Source organism: Bacillus cereus group sp. MYBK139-1 (assembly GCF_051916915.1).
Taxonomy (GTDB): domain Bacteria; phylum Bacillota; class Bacilli; order Bacillales; family Bacillaceae_G; genus Bacillus_A; species Bacillus_A pacificus.
In genome coordinates, this window is sequence record NZ_JBQAHO010000002.1 from 1,089,557 (window position 1) to 1,103,932 (window position 14,376).

Genomic DNA, 14,376 nt, shown 5'->3' on the forward strand with positions numbered 1-14,376 from the left:
TTTTAGTATAATACTCGCCACAAATAAAAAGTTGCGTAAGACTCCCAGTTGATCCAATTTGCCGCAAAATCTTTTATTTCCTGTTTAGTTGGTTTACTTTCGGAACCTGTTATATATTTAATTGCATTGTGCAAACCAACATCGTCAATTGGAAAAGCAGAAGGGAATCGTAAACAGCGCATTAAAACATAGTGGGCAGTCCACGGACCTACACCATGTATAGCAGTTAATTGTTTTTCAGCAATCTTTACATCTTGTGTTTGTAGTAAAGATTCTTTTGATAGTTTTCCTTCTGTAATAAGCTTTGCAATACCGATTAAATATTCACACTTTCGAGTCGTCATTTTTAAATTTTTGAGATCTTCTACGTGTAAATTGGCAATCGTTTCAGGAGAAGGGAATATCCAATGTTTTCTATCGTTCCATTCTACATAACTTCCAAATGTCTCGACTAATCTTCTTTTTAGCGTATAAGCATATGTGAGGTTAATTTGTTGACCGATAATTCCCCAGGAAAGTGCTTCAAATAAGTCTGGAATACCTAAGGTGCGAAGGCCATTATATTGTTCAATTGGTCTTTGAAGGAGTACATCATGTTTAGCCAATGTATAAAAGGGAGTTAAATCAGTAGTTAAATCAAACCAATCCTTCACATAGTTAGCTACAGCTTCGTGTATCGATTCTTCAGATGTATATAATTCTTCTAAAAAACGTATTTGAATATGCCCATCTGTATTCATACTAATTGCAACTAAAGGATTTACATCGTGAACAGAGATAACTTTATAAATTTTGTTGTCTTCAATGTGAAACATACATTCATTGTTAGAACGTGATAGATAGCGTAAATTTTCTTGGAAACTAAATTCTGTTGGCACTGCTAAAGTTAATGGGTTACTATATTCTGCTGTCATAAGAATTCTACCTGCGACTTTTCTAATGTAAGCAATTCTTTCTTCATTTCTAATCCCCCTCTAAAGCCAGTTAGTTTCCCATTCTTTCCAATAACACGATGACAAGGAATCGTTATGAGAAGAGGATTGGCAGCAATGGCAGTAGCAACGGCGCGCACCGCTTTAGATTTTTGAATTCTTTCGGCAATTTCTGTGTAAGAATATGTTTTCCCATAAGGAATTTCACGTACTGTATTCCAAACAGATAATTGAAATTCAGTTCCGTATGCATCGATAGGGAATGCAAAAGTTTCTCGCTTGTTTTCTAAATACTCGATAATTTCTTTTGTATATACTTGTAAGTAATCTGGACTATGAATCAATATATGTTGGGGCAGTTTTTTTCTAGCCCATATATTTAATTCTTCAAAGGTTTCATATTGTGATCCAATGAAACATAGTCCATTTTCAGTTGAAGCAATATGAAATTGCCAATTTTCATGTGTAAGTAGCGTCCAATATATATAATCACTTTTGTAGGAATTCATTATTGTAACCCTCTTTCATTTCATTCTTTTTTCGATATGCAGTAGGCGTAAATCCGGTTTTCTTTTTAAATAAAGTTGCGAAATATTCTGGGTTTGCTATCCCAACAGCATTACTAATTTCTTTAATGGATTGATTTGTTTGTAATAGTTGTTCTGCCGCTTTAACAATTCTGAACTGTTGTATATATTCTATAGGACTTATTCCTGTCGTTTTTTTGAAAGTGCGTTGTAAATGAAATGAGCTACCATGGCACATTTCCGCAAGTATGTCGAGAGTTAATAATTCATTAAAGTGTTTTTCGATATACTCTTTAATTTGTTCTACCCACTCTTCATTAGGTAAAGTGAGCCCATTTGGTTTACAACGTTTGCATGGGCGAAAATTTTCACTTAATGCTTGCTCTGCATGATGAAAAATTCGTACATTGTTTTTATTCGGTATTCTTGATTTGCATGATGGCCTGCAAAAAATTCCGGTTGATTTCACAGCATAAAAGAACTTGCTATCATAGGAAGAATCATTATGAACAATCGCTTGCCAATGCTCATTTGTTAACGTAACTCCTTCATTGTACAAAGAACATCACCTCTGAAATTAGTATAACCTGAATAAAGTGCGTATGTATGTATTCACAAATGTAAGAGCAAGATTACAAAGGTGAAAATATTGGATGGCGTTTAGATTATTTTGTTGTTTCTGAAAGAATGAAAGACCAAATAACAGAGGCGAAAATTAATAGTGAAGTAATGGGATCAGACCATTGCCCAGTTGAATTACATATAAATTTCTAAAAAAAGAAGTATCCCCCTAACATTAGGCGGATACTTCTTTTTTTATTCAGTTTGTTAAAATTTTTCAAATCTTTCTTGAAATAATTGCGTATTAAATATATACTTAGTAACGATAATCATTATCAATGAAAATAATTATCAATGCATGAGGTATAAAAGAATTATAGCTTAGGGGAAGTGAACGAGAATGAGTTCTGGATAGAATTGTTAATCTAATGAAATATATGTAAGACAAGTTTCATATAGTTAAATTTTATTGAGAATATAGTTTTGAAAATTCGAGAGGAGATGTATAAAGATGAATAAGAAGTTATTTACATTAGGGATGGTTACAGTTTTAAGTGTAGGGCTAGCAGCATGTAATAGTACAGATAAAACTTCAGGAGAAAAAACACAACAGACAAAGGCTAGTGAGACGAAAAAAGACGAAAAACGAAAAATTACATATTTAGGTAAAGAATATACAGTACCAGCAAAAGTAGATAAAATTGCGACAGCTAGTTTAGAGTCAATGGAAGATGCTGCGGTACTTGGTATTAAGCCAGTAGGTGCTATTACTGTTGGTGGTAAATTACCGAAGTATCTTGAGAAAGATTTAGAGGGTGCAAAATCTGTTGGTGAGAAAATGGAACCAAATTTCGAAACATTACTTCAATTAAAGCCAGATGTTATTACATCAAGTACGAAATTCCCAGCAGAAACAGCTGAAAAATTTACGAAAGTAGCTCCTACATTCCCGGTATCACATGTTTCAACAAATTGGGAAGATAACTTAAAGTTAATGGGAGAATTAACTGGCAAAAAAGATAAAGCCGAAAAAATTATTAAAGATTACAATGCGGACGCTGAAAAAGCAAAAGCAAAACTAGGAGATAAGTTAAAAGACAAAAAAGTACTTGTTATTAGACTAAGAGCAAACGAATTATTCCTATATCCAGAAGGAGTATACTTCAACCCTGTAATTTATAAAGATCTTGGGCTAACTGCTCCAGAACAATTAAAAACTGTAAAAGCACAAGAGAAGATTTCATTTGAAAAACTTGCTGAACTTAACCCGGATTATATTTTCTTACAATATGAAACAACTGAAAATAAAAACCCGAAAGTGCTAGAAGAAATTGAAAGTAATCCAATTTGGCAAAGTATGAATGCTGCGAAAGAAAAGAAAGTATTTGTAAACGTTGTGGATCCAATGGCACAAGGTGGTACTGCTTGGAGTAAAACAGCATTCTTAAAAGAAGCAGTGAAAAATTTATCTAAATAATATTTTAAGTAAGGTGCGTTGAATAATATGCAGAAAACAAATGCAGTACCAGTAACCATATTATGTATAGCACCCATACTCATCTTATTTACAGTTATACTTTCTATTTTGTATGGGGCGAAAAGTATTGATGCTGAAACGGTGTGGAACGCGTTATTTCATTTTGATTCAAGTGATGTAAATCATAATATCATTATTACTTCACGTTTACCAAGGGTAGTTGCAGCTCTTTTAGTTGGAGCATTTCTAGCCATATCAGGAGCACTTATGCAGGGGATGACAAGAAACTATCTTGCATCCCCTTCTATTATGGGTGTGACGGATGGGGCAGCTTTTGTTATTACACTTTGTATGATTTTTCTTCCGGGAATGTCATCGATTGGTATGGTTGTATGTTCAATGATTGGTTCTGCATTAGGAGCCGGTATCGTATTTGGTTTTGGTTCACTCCTTCAAAATGGCTTATCACCAGTTAGGTTGGCAATTATAGGAACGGTTATTGGAACATTTTTAAGTAGTGTATCGGCCGCGATGGCTTCATATTTCCAAATTTCTCAAAATGTTAGTTTTTGGTTTAATGCAAAATTAGATCAAGTTGATCCTAATATAATTAAAATCACGATACCCTTTGGGATAATTGGAATAGTTTTAGCGCTGTTAATATCAAAATCTATTACGATTCTTTCTTTAGGAGAAGAAGTTTCTATTAACCTAGGGCAGCGTACAAAACTAGTTAAAGCAATGGCTATTTTATCAGTAATCTTTTTAACAGGAACAGCAGTTGCTTTAGTGGGGAAAGTAGGTTTTGTAGGTTTAATTATTCCGCACATTACTCGCTTTATAATTGGAGTAGATTATAAGTGGATTTTACCATGTGCAGGCGTTATTGGCGGCGTTTTTCTAGCGTTATGTGACGTTTTAAGTAGATTTGTAAATTATCCATTTGAAACGCCGATTGGAGTCGTAACATCTTTAATTGGAATTCCTTTCTTCCTGTATTTAATCCGTACAAGAGGAGGAGAGAGACATGCTTAAAAGCTCAAATCAACGTTTCGGAATGACGATGGGGATACTTATATTTTTAATACTATGTGCTATTTATATTAGTTTAACGAATGGTACGTTTGATATTACGATTACAGATGTATTTAAAACACTCTTTAGAATAGATCCAGTACCAGACCATGATTTAGTTATTTTTGAGTTTCGTCTCCCGCGCATCATAATTGCTGGATTAGTAGGATTAGGTCTCGGTGTTGCAGGTGCTGTTATTCAAGGGATTACGAGAAATGGATTGGCAGACCCAGGTATTTTAGGGGTTAATGCCGGAGCAGGAACAGCAATCGTCATTTTTATGTTTTTCTTCCAAGGACAATTAAAAAGCACAGACTGGGTTTCTATTATGATGATGCCAATGTTTGGTTTAGTAGGTGGATTAGGTGCAGCTATCATCATTTATCTGTTTTCTTGGAAAAACGGTAAGTTAGATTCGCAGCGACTTTTATTAACAGGGATTGCAATTGGATCAGGATTTGGGGCATTTTCAATGTATTTATCACTCAAAATGAAGTCAACTGATTTTGAAATGGCTGCAGTATGGGTGTCTGGAAGTATATATAGTGCAAACTGGAAGTACATTATTGCCATGTTGCCGTGGCTTATCATATTAATTCCTCTCATACAAAAGAAAGCTTATTTATTAGATTTATTTCAGTTGGAAGAAACGAGTATTACAAGTTTAGGTGTTTCGCTAGAAAGAGAGAAATCAATTTTACTATTAAGTAGTATCGGACTTGTGAGCGCATGTGTTGCTGTTTCAGGGAGTATTGGTTTTATTGGATTAATGGCACCGCATATAGCGAAAAGACTTGTCGGTATTCAGCATAAGCATATCATTCCTACGTGCGGAGTAATCGGAATGTTTCTTGTAATTGCTTCAGACTTTATTGCAAAAACAGTTTTCACACCTGTAGAGTTACCAGTTGGAATCGTTATTTCTATTGTCGGTGTACCGTATTTCTTATATTTACTTTATAAGGCGAAAGCGTAAGAGGAGGAATAAAAGTGAGTATTTTAAGTGCAAAAAATTTAGAAACGAGTTATGAAAAGCTTACAGTGTTTCGCGATTTAAATGTGGAAATACAAGAAGGAAAAGTAACGACAATTATAGGACCAAACGGGTGCGGTAAATCAACATTGTTAAAAACAATGGGAAGAATTTTAAAGCAAAAGAGCGGTAAAGTATATTTGCAAGGGCAAGATCTAAATACAATTCCAACGAAAGAAATTGCGAAGCAGTTAGCTTTACTCCCGCAAACTCCAATTGCGCCAGGAGAGCTTAAAGTAGAAGAATTAATTTCTTATGGACGTTATCCACATCGAAATAATGTAAATAAGTTAACTTCAAAAGATAAAGAGATGATTGACTGGGCATTAGATATAACGAAAACTTCTGCATTTCGAACAAGACAAATAGCAAATCTATCTGGTGGTCAACGGCAAAAGGTATGGCTAGCGATGGCATTAGCACAAGAGACAGAAGTGTTGTTATTAGATGAGCCAACTACATACCTTGATATGTCTCATCAATTAGATGTATTACAAATTGTGGAGAAGTTAAATAAAGAACATAATTGTACGGTTGTTATGGTACTACATGATATTAACCATGCAGCAAGGTTTTCAGATGAAATTATTGCAATGAAGGAAGGAGAAATTGTTACAACTGGTAGTCCAGAAGAGATTATTACAAATGAAGTATTAAAAGAAGTATTTCATATTGATGCGCGTGTCATGATCGATCCGTATAACGGGGCTCCTGTTTGCTTCGGTTATGATAGCGTTGTATCTCAAGAAGAAAAAGTAGAAATATATGTAACAAGTTAAAAGGGGGGATATAGGGTGAATACTACTATTGAAAAACAGCAGATTAAAACATCTAATACAGAACAGTGGAACATGTATTCAAAATTAGAAGGTAACGAATATCAAATTTATATTTCAAAGCCGAGGCAGCCAGCACCCGAGTCAGGGTATCCTGTTATATACGTATTAGACGGCAATGCCTTTTTTCAAACATTCCATGAAGCTGTTAAAATACAATCAGTTAGAGCAGAAAAAACAGGTGTTTCACCAGCCATTATAGTAGGTATTGGTTATCCAATTGAAGGGGCATTTTCAGGTGAAGAAAGATGCTATGATTTTACGCCTAGCGTAATTTCAAATGATGCACCATTAAAGCCAGACGGTAAACCGTGGCCTAAAACAGGAGGAGCACATCATTTTTTCACTTTTATTGAAGAAGAATTAAAGCCGCAAATTGAAAAGAATTTTGAAATTGATAAAGGAAAGCAAACACTATTTGGGCATTCTTTAGGTGGTCTATTTGCTTTACATATATTCTTTACAAATCTAAATTCTTTTCAAAATTATTTTATAAGTAGCCCGTCGATTTGGTGGAATAACCAATCTGTGCTTGAAAAAGAAGAGAATCTTATAAGTGAATTAAACAATGCAAAGGTTAAAACAGGAGTATTTCTTACAGTGGGTTCACTAGAACGAGAGCATATGGTTGTAGGGGCAAAGGAATTATCAGAGCGCCTTTTCCAAGTGAAACACGATCAGTTTAGATTTACGTTTTATGAAGCTGAAGGGGAGAATCACGCATCTGTTGTGCCGACTTCTTTAAGTAAAGGATTGAGGTTTGTTAGTCATGTATCCAGCGATTAAAAGGTTAGTGATTTGAGTGAATCCACATTTTTAGGTTAGTTAATAAAGTAATCGTCTAATAAAATATAAACAAAAGGCTATGGGGAAATTCTCCATAGCCTTTTGTTTGCGTAAGTAGAATTGTCCTTTTTGAAAGTTTTGTTTCAACTTTTCGTCTAAAGAGACAAAAAGTTGTCACAATTCGTTCACAATTAGCATAAACATAAAATAGACGAAATGAACTTATTTCCGAAAAGGCTTGGTTCATTCCAATCATGACTCGTAGAGCTGAAAAAACACGGATGAAAAGTTCACTATATTCTCAAGGAGGTAAATCGTATGAAAACTATTCTTGCTATCGCTGGGCTTATTTGGGTTTTATCACATGGCATTCCAATTTATGAAGGAGAACAAATTCGCAGTGCTCTGAATAAAAATTTTAATGAATATCATATCATTGATCGGCAAGATAAGGTTGTGACAGTTCGTGTAAATGACTGTTTTCATACGGTAACCGTTGAAGGAACTTCAGTAGTGAATGATACAAAAGTATGTGATCAGCAATAATTATATATAGGAAGAAAAAGTCTCAATTTATACGTGTGAAGATTGAGGCTTTTATATTTGGGGATGAATAATAAGCGGGGATGGAAAATCCCCGCTTATTATTGTTTTTTGAAAAAAGGAAAGGGTATAATGAAAATTGAGACTGAGAAGCTAACAATGTGTTAAGAATAATCATAAAGTGGAAATATACTCATATGGGGTATCATACATAGATATTTAATGCTATAATTGGTATACTCGTAAAAGCAATTGTTTTATTGGATGAAGAGAAACTTTAAGAAGGTGATAATATGGGGCATAAAGAGCATGAAGCAGTAACACATAGATCAGAAAAAGAAAAAGAGCAAATTATAAATAGATTGAAGAGAATTGAAGGGCAAGTTCGGGGTATTCAAAATATGATTGAAAATGATCGGTATTGCGTGGATATTTTAGTGCAAATTTCAGCGATTAATGCAGCGATGAAAAAAGTAGGAATGGGTGTATTAAAAAACCATACAAGTCATTGTGTTTCAGGTGCAATTAAAGATGGTAATGGTGACGAAGCAATCGAAGAATTAATGACAGTATTTGAACGTTTTTCAAAAGCGTAAAAACAAGCTAGTACGTAACTGGCTTGTTTTTTGTTTACTTTCATATAAGGTTTCGGGGTATTGATGTGAAAAAGTGTATGTAAAATAAACTTTTAGAAAATAATTGAAAAATCATGATACAAAACCATTGATTACCTTAGGGGGGTATGGTAAGATGAGGGTGTGATTAACAAACAATGAAGAAACAAGAGGAGGATTTTAAATGGAACAGTTAACATTACAAGTTGAAGGTATGTCTTGTGGACATTGTGTAAATGCTATCGAAAGTAGTGTGAAAGAACTAAACGGTGTTGAACAAGTGAAAGTTCAATTAGCAGAAGGAACTGTTGAAGTTACTATTGACTCATCAGTTGTAAAGTTAAAAGATATCGTTGCTGTAATTGAAGATCAAGGATATGATGTTCAATAATTATTTTTAGATATGGAAATAAATCGTACTTTATAGAAAGTACGATTTATTTTGCTAATAATTATACCTCATAAGGGTATATAGAGGTGAGAGACATGAATGAACAAAAAGAGGCCAATCTTCAAATATCAGGAATGACATGTGCAGCATGTGCAAATAGAATTGAAAAAGTTCTAAAAAAAGTAGAAGGTGTTCATGATGCAAATGTAAATTTTGCACTTGAAAAAACAAAAATAATGTATGATCCCCAAAAAACAAATCCGCAACAATTTAAGGAAAAAGTTGAATTGTTAGGATATGGAATTGTAAGTGATAAAGCTGAGTTTACTGTTTCAGGAATGACATGCGCAGCATGTGCGAATAGAGTAGAAAAGCGTTTAAATAAGCTAGAAGGTGTGAACGAAGCGACAGTAAATTTCGCTTTGGAATCGGCTACAGTAGATTTTAATCCTGATGAAATTAATGTAAATGAAATGAAGAGTGCAATTACGAAGTTAGGATATAAATTGGAATTGAAATCAGATGAGCAAGATGGATCAACTGATCATCGCTTACAAGAAATTGAGCGACAAAAGAAGAAGTTTATCGTTTCGTTTATTTTATCATTCCCGTTACTGTGGGCAATGGTAAGTCACTTCTCATTTACATCGTTTATTTATTTACCGGATATGCTTATGAACCCTTGGGTGCAGTTGACTCTTGCAACGCCAGTTCAATTTATCATTGGTGGACAGTTTTATGTTGGGGCTTATAAAGCATTACGTAATAAAAGTGCTAACATGGATGTTCTTGTGGCACTTGGAACGTCGGCTGCCTATTTCTATAGTGTATATTTAAGCATTCAATCTATCGGTTCTTCGGAGCATATGACAGATTTATATTTTGAAACGAGCGCGGTACTTATTACACTAATTATTTTAGGTAAATTATTTGAAGCGAAAGCAAAGGGACGTTCATCAGAGGCAATTAAAAAGTTGATGGGTTTACAAGCAAAGACAGCTACAGTTGTGCGAGATGGAACAGAAATGAAAATTTTAATCGAAGAAGTAGTAGCTGGTGATATCGTTTATGTAAAGCCTGGTGAAAAAATTCCAGTAGATGGTGAGATTGTAGAAGGAAAGTCAGCAATAGATGAATCGATGTTAACAGGTGAAAGTATTCCAGTTGATAAAACAATTGGGGATGTAGTAATCGGTTCTACAATGAATAAAAATGGATTTTTAAAAGTGAAAGCAACTAAGGTAGGAAGAGATACTGCATTAGCTCAAATTATTAAAGTAGTAGAAGAGGCACAAGGTTCAAAAGCTCCTATTCAAAGGGTAGCTGATCAAATTTCTGGTATTTTTGTACCAGTTGTAGTTGGAATCGCGATTATTACATTTGCAGTGTGGATGATCTTTGTTACACCAGGTGATTTTGGCGGAGCACTTGAGAAAATGATAGCAGTACTTGTTATCGCTTGTCCATGTGCATTAGGTCTTGCAACGCCTACATCTATTATGGCTGGATCAGGAAGATCAGCTGAGTATGGTATTTTATTTAAGGGCGGAGAGCATTTAGAAGCAACGCATCGATTAGATACAGTTATTCTAGATAAAACAGGTACTGTGACAAACGGGAAGCCTGTGTTAACAGATGTAATTGTAGCAGATGGATTCCATGAAGAAGAAATACTACGTTTAGTAGGTGCGGCAGAAAAGAATTCTGAACACCCACTTGCAGAAGCGATTGTAGATGGAATTAAAGAAAAGAAAATTGATATTCCAAGTTCAGAAACATTTGAAGCGATTCCTGGATTTGGTATTGAATCAGTTGTAGAAGGGGAACAATTATTAATTGGTACACGCCGATTAATGAAGAAATTCAATATTGATATTGAAGAAGTTTCTAAATCAATGGAAGAGTTAGAACGAGAAGGAAAAACAGCAATGCTTATTGCGATCAATAAAGAATATGCTGGTATAGTTGCCGTTGCGGATACTGTAAAAGATACTTCAAAAGCAGCTATCGCAAGACTTAAGAAAATGGGTCTAGACGTTGTTATGATTACAGGAGATAATACACAAACTGCTCAGGCAATCGCTAAGCAAGTAGGTATTGATCACGTAATCGCAGAAGTATTACCAGAAGGAAAAGCAGAAGAAGTGAAACAACTGCAAGGGCAAGGTAAAAAAGTAGCAATGGTTGGAGATGGAATAAATGATGCTCCAGCACTTGCAACGGCGGATATCGGTATGGCGATTGGAACAGGAACGGATGTAGCGATGGAAGCGGCAGATATTACGTTAATCCGTGGTGATTTAAATAGTATTGCTGATGCAATCTTTATGAGTAAGATGACGATAAGAAATATTAAGCAAAACTTATTCTGGGCACTAGCTTATAATGGCTTAGGAATCCCGATTGCAGCGCTTGGTTTCTTAGCGCCTTGGGTTGCAGGAGCAGCGATGGCATTTAGTTCTGTATCGGTCGTATTAAATGCATTACGATTGCAAAGAGTGAAATTAAAATAATAAAACTTTAAATCTATAGAGTAATTGCATAGGCTTTTAAACAAAAAACAATACTTTGAAATAAGTATTGTTTTTTGTTTATATAGAAAGAAAAAAGATATAATAAAGCAGAAATATTGAATACTAGATGGTAGAAAAGTTAAATGATAGTGTAGTAAGGTGGTTCATATATGTTAAAAGATACGATCATTAGAACATTCCATAAAGAGGATATAGAACAAGTATTACAGTTGTTCTATGAAACAGTTCATACAATTAATGCAAAAGATTATAACGTATTACAGCTACAGGCATGGGCACCAGAGCGACTAGATAGAGAAAGCTGGTTACAGTCTTTAGAGAAGAACATTAGTTATGTAGCGGATCATAACGGTGTGATAGTGGGATTTGGAGATTATAATGAGGATCATTACGTAGATCGCTTATTTACACATAAAGATTATCAAGGAAAAAGGATAGCTTCCTACATATTACAGAAGTTAGAAAGAGAAGCAGCGAACCTAGGGCATAGGGAGATCTATACAGAAGCGAGTATTACAGCAAAACCTTTCTTTGAAAGCAAAGGCTTTATGTGCATAAAGGAACAAAAGAAACAGCATAATGGTCAGATTTTTATTAATTATGTAATGAAAAAAATAGCCCTCTCGTAAACGAGAAGGCTATTTTTCATTATTTTACAGCTTCTTTTAGTTCTTTACCAGCTTTGAAAGCAGGTACTTTAGAAGCTGCGATTTGCATTTCTTCACCAGTTTGTGGGTTACGGCCTGTACGAGCAGCTCTTTCGCGAACTTCGAATGTACCGAATCCGATAAGTTGTACTTTTTCACCAGCAGCTAAAGTGTTAGTGATTGATTCTACTACAGTTTGTACAACTACAGTAGCTTCTTTTTGAGAAATCTCAGCATTTTGTGCTACGTTTTTGATTAATTCTGTTTTGTTCATGTTTTTCACCTCATATGTAAATAATGCTATTTAAGTTGTTATTATAACGTATAAAACATTCGAGAACAAGTGTACGCACATATATTCGTAAAAAAAATGGAATTTGTAATATTTTTTAGATACGTCTATATAGACGGTTCATTTAAGCGGATACAGATTTTTTCTTTAATTCGGTTTGCTCTTTATTGGAAGGTAGTTTCTTATTATAAGATATGAAATAAGGTAATGCCACAAATAACATACCTCCCACTAAGTTTCCGAAGAAAACAAAAATGAAGTTTGGAAAATATTCAATCCATGTTAAATGGCCAGCAAAAATTGCAGCTGGGATGACAAACATATTTGCTACAACGTGTTGAAATCCAATCGCAACAAAAGTCATAACTGGGAACCAAATGCCGATAATCTTTCCGATAAATTCTTTACTTCCCATACTAAGCCAAACAGCTAAACAAACGAGCCAATTACATCCGATTGCAGAAATGAAGGCTTGTAGTGGTGTATCTTGTAGTTTAGCTTGCGCAATAGAAACTGTTTTTGCTAAAAAAGCTCCCTCTGTTAATCCGACGACATGACCGAAAAAATAAGCAACGAATACAGCACCTATGAAGTTGCTAAACGTAACAATAACTAAATTTCGAATGAAGTGAAATAAGTCGATTTTTTTATGAAGCCACGCCATTGAAACGGTCATCATATTGCCAGTTACTAACTCACCGCCTGCAAGAATAACGAGTATAAGACCGATAGGGAATACAGCGGCACCTAGAAAACTAGTAAATGATCCCCAAGCTTTTGGCATTGTTCCAATAACATGAATATCGAGTAAATACCCTAATGCTATGAAAGCACCGCCAAAAAAACCGAGAATTAGCATAGGGAGTAATGATAAATGAGCTTTTTTTCTTCCGGAATTAGCAGCAAGTTCCGTGATTTCTTCTGGTGTAAATACAGACATGAATAATCTCTCCTTAATAAAATGATAAAAGAATAAATGGAACATTTTTAAGAATCTATGTATTATAAAAATATGTTATGATTTCTGTATAAATTTGTCAAAGTGAGCAGGACTGGAATTGAATATAACTAACATTGTTCGTGTTGTCACATGAATGTAACAATAAGGTTTTAAAGTACTTCTAGAGGTGAGAACATGAATACGTATCACGTAAAAGAAGAACAAAAAAAATCAATCGTCAAGATATCTATAATCAGTTTCGTAAGTGTAGTAATGATTTCTATAAGTTTGTATTTCTATGCGACAGAAATAGAACGAAAACTAGTAACAGTTACGTGGAATGAAATAGAAGCTTCTACAATTCCTAAAGAGTTTCATAATAAAAAAATATTACAGTTCTCAGATGTACATTTAGGACCAGAATTCACACTGAAACAATTAGAAAATTTGGTGGAGAAGATGAATGCATTAAGTCCAGATGTAGTAGTTTTCACAGGGGATTTAATAGATAAGTTTGGATCGTACAAAGCTGAAAGAGAAGAAGCGAAAGGGATTTTACAAAAAATACATGCGCCCTTAGGGAAATATGCAGTGTTTGGGAATCATGATAGGGGCGGCGGAGGTAGTTTATTTTATAAAAAATATATGGAGGAAGCTGGTTTCGCTGTGTTAGTCAATGAAGTGCAGAAAATTAAAGCGGAAAACGGCAAATATATTACAATATCAGGTTTGGATGATTTTTTATTAGGTAAGCCGCAAATAGACTCGACTTTAAAACATGTAAGGCAACAAGATTTCAATATGTTATTAGTACATGAGCCGGATGTTGTAGACAAAATAGTACGTTACCCAGTTGATTTTCAAATGTCAGGCCATAGTCACGGAGGACAAGTTCAAATCCCTTTTATCGGTCCATTCATTACGACAAAACTAGCTGAGAGTCATGTTGAAGGTATGTATGAATTAGAAGGAAAGAATAAGCCATTACATTTATACGTAAATCGTGGGATTGGGACAACTCGAATGCCTGTGAGATTTTTGAGTGTACCTGAACTTTCAGTATTTGTATTGAAGCAAAATAGTAACTAATGTATTCAATTCCACATCATGATTCTTAATTTGATTCTGATGAACGAGAGATGTTAATTGGTGGTAAATAAAAAATAACAATAGGTCATATAAAACCTAT

Annotated in this window: 16 protein-coding genes and 1 pseudogene; 12 read left to right on the top strand and 5 right to left on the bottom strand. The window is 34.4% G+C overall.

The window, feature by feature from the left end; translation table 11 throughout:
- Window positions 1–2 precede the first annotated feature (2 nt).
- From ACTFRS_RS16810 to ACTFRS_RS16820, 3 genes are read right to left on the bottom strand one after another with little or no spacing between them, the layout of a single operon-like run.
- Complete coding sequence (locus ACTFRS_RS16810) at window positions 3–914, bottom strand: DNA-3-methyladenine glycosylase family protein (RefSeq protein WP_439195150.1); 912 nt, start codon at window positions 912–914, stop codon at window positions 3–5.
- Window positions 911–1,441 (bottom strand): methylated-DNA--[protein]-cysteine S-methyltransferase, encoded by a 531-nt coding sequence (locus ACTFRS_RS16815; protein ID WP_139867063.1) that lies wholly within the window; start codon window positions 1,439–1,441, stop codon window positions 911–913. Before ACTFRS_RS16815 ends, ACTFRS_RS16810 begins: the two co-directional genes overlap by 4 nt.
- Complete coding sequence (locus ACTFRS_RS16820; RefSeq protein ID WP_139867065.1) at window positions 1,422–2,018, bottom strand: bifunctional transcriptional activator/DNA repair enzyme AdaA; 597 nt, start codon at window positions 2,016–2,018, stop codon at window positions 1,422–1,424. Before ACTFRS_RS16820 ends, ACTFRS_RS16815 begins: the two co-directional genes overlap by 20 nt.
- 77 nt (window positions 2,019–2,095) lie before the next feature.
- Between ACTFRS_RS16820 and ACTFRS_RS16825 the strand changes: the two are divergent.
- From ACTFRS_RS16825 to ACTFRS_RS16875, 11 genes and pseudogenes are all read left to right on the top strand, one after another.
- Window positions 2,096–2,233: pseudogene (locus tag ACTFRS_RS16825) on the top strand (exodeoxyribonuclease III); the annotation flags it as partial.
- Window positions 2,234–2,531: 298 nt separating this feature from the next.
- Window positions 2,532–3,497, top strand: coding sequence for an iron-hydroxamate ABC transporter substrate-binding protein (locus ACTFRS_RS16830; protein ID WP_139867067.1), 966 nt, complete (start codon window positions 2,532–2,534; stop codon window positions 3,495–3,497).
- Window positions 3,498–3,524: 27 nt separating this feature from the next.
- A complete protein-coding gene (locus ACTFRS_RS16835; RefSeq protein WP_229135336.1) occupies window positions 3,525–4,532 on the top strand; it encodes a FecCD family ABC transporter permease in 1,008 nt (335 codons plus the stop codon).
- Window positions 4,525–5,547, top strand: coding sequence for a FecCD family ABC transporter permease (locus ACTFRS_RS16840; RefSeq protein WP_000920433.1), 1,023 nt, complete (start codon window positions 4,525–4,527; stop codon window positions 5,545–5,547). Before ACTFRS_RS16835 ends, ACTFRS_RS16840 begins: the two co-directional genes overlap by 8 nt.
- A 14-nt stretch (window positions 5,548–5,561) precedes the next feature.
- Entirely contained in the window at window positions 5,562–6,383 is an 822-nt protein-coding gene (locus tag ACTFRS_RS16845) for an ABC transporter ATP-binding protein (protein ID WP_000025777.1), read from the top strand.
- Between the two features lie 15 nt (window positions 6,384–6,398).
- On the top strand, window positions 6,399–7,226 hold the full coding sequence (locus ACTFRS_RS16850) for an alpha/beta hydrolase (RefSeq protein WP_242294381.1): 828 nt from the start codon (window positions 6,399–6,401) through the stop codon (window positions 7,224–7,226).
- A gap of 318 nt (window positions 7,227–7,544) precedes the next feature.
- The gene (locus tag ACTFRS_RS16855; RefSeq protein ID WP_000849098.1) at window positions 7,545–7,772 is read left to right on the top strand and encodes a hypothetical protein; all 228 of its coding nucleotides are present in this window, start codon (window positions 7,545–7,547) and stop codon (window positions 7,770–7,772) included.
- Window positions 7,773–8,062: 290 nt separating this feature from the next.
- Window positions 8,063–8,365: a metal-sensing transcriptional repressor gene (locus tag ACTFRS_RS16860; protein WP_000509876.1), complete on the top strand. Its 303-nt coding sequence runs from the start codon at window positions 8,063–8,065 to the stop codon at window positions 8,363–8,365.
- 202 nt (window positions 8,366–8,567) lie between these two features.
- Window positions 8,568–8,774, top strand: coding sequence for a copper chaperone CopZ (gene copZ / locus ACTFRS_RS16865; protein ID WP_000436974.1), 207 nt, complete (start codon window positions 8,568–8,570; stop codon window positions 8,772–8,774).
- A 95-nt stretch (window positions 8,775–8,869) separates the two neighbouring features.
- Complete coding sequence (locus tag ACTFRS_RS16870) at window positions 8,870–11,287, top strand: heavy metal translocating P-type ATPase (RefSeq protein WP_139867071.1); 2,418 nt, start codon at window positions 8,870–8,872, stop codon at window positions 11,285–11,287.
- Between the two features lie 170 nt (window positions 11,288–11,457).
- A complete protein-coding gene (locus tag ACTFRS_RS16875; protein WP_139867073.1) occupies window positions 11,458–11,937 on the top strand; it encodes a GNAT family N-acetyltransferase in 480 nt (159 codons plus the stop codon).
- Window positions 11,938–11,956: 19 nt separating this feature from the next.
- Here ACTFRS_RS16875 and ACTFRS_RS16880 read toward each other — a convergent pair whose 3' ends face one another.
- Window positions 11,957–12,229, bottom strand: a complete 273-nt coding sequence (locus ACTFRS_RS16880; protein ID WP_001043904.1) for an HU family DNA-binding protein — start codon at window positions 12,227–12,229, stop codon at window positions 11,957–11,959.
- A gap of 142 nt (window positions 12,230–12,371) precedes the next feature.
- The gene (locus tag ACTFRS_RS16885) at window positions 12,372–13,187 is read right to left on the bottom strand and encodes a formate/nitrite transporter family protein (RefSeq protein ID WP_000110523.1); all 816 of its coding nucleotides are present in this window, start codon (window positions 13,185–13,187) and stop codon (window positions 12,372–12,374) included.
- Window positions 13,188–13,382: 195 nt separating this feature from the next.
- Here ACTFRS_RS16885 and ACTFRS_RS16890 point away from each other — a divergent pair, with 195 nt between their 5' ends.
- A complete protein-coding gene (locus ACTFRS_RS16890; RefSeq protein ID WP_061183104.1) occupies window positions 13,383–14,276 on the top strand; it encodes a metallophosphoesterase in 894 nt (297 codons plus the stop codon).
- Window positions 14,277–14,376: the final 100 nt, after the last annotated feature.

Excerpts from the sequence above, each read along its gene's own strand:
- ACTFRS_RS16840 (WP_000920433.1), top strand. The coding sequence starts at position 4,525 with ATGCTTAAAAGCTCAAATCAACGTTTCGGAATGACGATGGGGATACTT.
- ACTFRS_RS16855 (WP_000849098.1), top strand. The coding sequence starts at position 7,545 with ATGAAAACTATTCTTGCTATCGCTGGGCTTATTTGGGTTTTATCACAT.
- copZ (WP_000436974.1), top strand. The coding sequence starts at position 8,568 with ATGGAACAGTTAACATTACAAGTTGAAGGTATGTCTTGTGGACATTGT.
- ACTFRS_RS16835 (WP_229135336.1), top strand. The coding sequence starts at position 3,525 with ATGCAGAAAACAAATGCAGTACCAGTAACCATATTATGTATAGCACCC.
- ACTFRS_RS16880 (WP_001043904.1), bottom strand. The coding sequence starts at position 12,229 with ATGAACAAAACAGAATTAATCAAAAACGTAGCACAAAATGCTGAGATT.
- ACTFRS_RS16830 (WP_139867067.1), top strand. The coding sequence starts at position 2,532 with ATGAATAAGAAGTTATTTACATTAGGGATGGTTACAGTTTTAAGTGTA.
- ACTFRS_RS16860 (WP_000509876.1), top strand. The coding sequence starts at position 8,063 with ATGGGGCATAAAGAGCATGAAGCAGTAACACATAGATCAGAAAAAGAA.
- ACTFRS_RS16870 (WP_139867071.1), top strand. The coding sequence starts at position 8,870 with ATGAATGAACAAAAAGAGGCCAATCTTCAAATATCAGGAATGACATGT.
- ACTFRS_RS16815 (WP_139867063.1), bottom strand. The coding sequence starts at position 1,441 with ATGAATTCCTACAAAAGTGATTATATATATTGGACGCTACTTACACAT.
- ACTFRS_RS16875 (WP_139867073.1), top strand. The coding sequence starts at position 11,458 with ATGTTAAAAGATACGATCATTAGAACATTCCATAAAGAGGATATAGAA.
- ACTFRS_RS16885 (WP_000110523.1), bottom strand. The coding sequence starts at position 13,187 with ATGTCTGTATTTACACCAGAAGAAATCACGGAACTTGCTGCTAATTCC.
- ACTFRS_RS16810 (WP_439195150.1), bottom strand. The coding sequence starts at position 914 with ATGACAGCAGAATATAGTAACCCATTAACTTTAGCAGTGCCAACAGAA.
- ACTFRS_RS16890 (WP_061183104.1), top strand. The coding sequence starts at position 13,383 with ATGAATACGTATCACGTAAAAGAAGAACAAAAAAAATCAATCGTCAAG.